At 63.7% G+C, this 731-nt stretch carries 1 pseudogene; it reads left to right on the forward strand.

The annotated features are described in order from the left end of the window. Nucleotides 1–132 precede the first annotated feature (132 nt). A pseudogene (locus J1M86_RS23830) lies at nucleotides 133–731 on the forward strand (transposase); the annotation flags it as partial.

The raw sequence follows: 731 nt of genomic DNA on the forward strand, positions 1-731 counted from the left end.
TGTCAGTTTCAGAAGTGGGCGTCATAAATTCCTGGGGTTTTACCTCCGATTGCAGTCGTCTTCTGACATTCTGAGTGCAGAAGTGGACTGCACAATCGGTCGGTCACGCAGGCCGGGCGTTCGGAGGCTGCGATGGACGCGGACAAGTTCGATGTCGCCGAGACTGGTGTGCTGACCGCGTCGGCGGAGCAGTGGGAGCAGGCACGGTCACGGTTCGCAGTGCTCAGCGAACTAGTGGATCGATCCTCGATCGGTACCGCAGTGGTGGAGGATGCAGCGCAGCAGTTGGGGGTCTCGCCGCGGCGTGTGTACGTGCTGTTGTCCAGGCTCCGGAATGGGGGAGGGGCGGTCACAGATCTGTTGGTCTCCGCTCCTGTAGGCGGGCGCGGCCGCTCTCGGATGCCGACCGAGGTGGAAGAAGTGATCGCCGAGCACATCAACCGCGAGTTTCTGGCTCGCCAGAAGCTCAGTGTCGCAGCACTGCATCGACGTATCGCGCTCGCCTGTCACCGTGCGGGATTCCCTATCCCAGCCCGCAACACAGTCACCGCGCGGATCGCAGCGATGCACCCGGGCCGCGTCGCACGGTCACGTGGCGGACCGGACGCCGCCCGATCGCGGCAGTCCGCGGGCGATGTCCCGCCGCCGGTGACGGCGGTTCTCCAGCAAGTCCAGATTGATCACACCGTGGTCGATCTGATGATCGTCGATGAATACGACCGGGTGCCGAT

It is taken from the genome of Rhodococcus sp. KRD197 (genome assembly GCF_017168235.1).
In the GTDB taxonomy this organism is placed as follows: Bacteria; Actinomycetota; Actinomycetes; order Mycobacteriales; family Mycobacteriaceae; genus Rhodococcoides.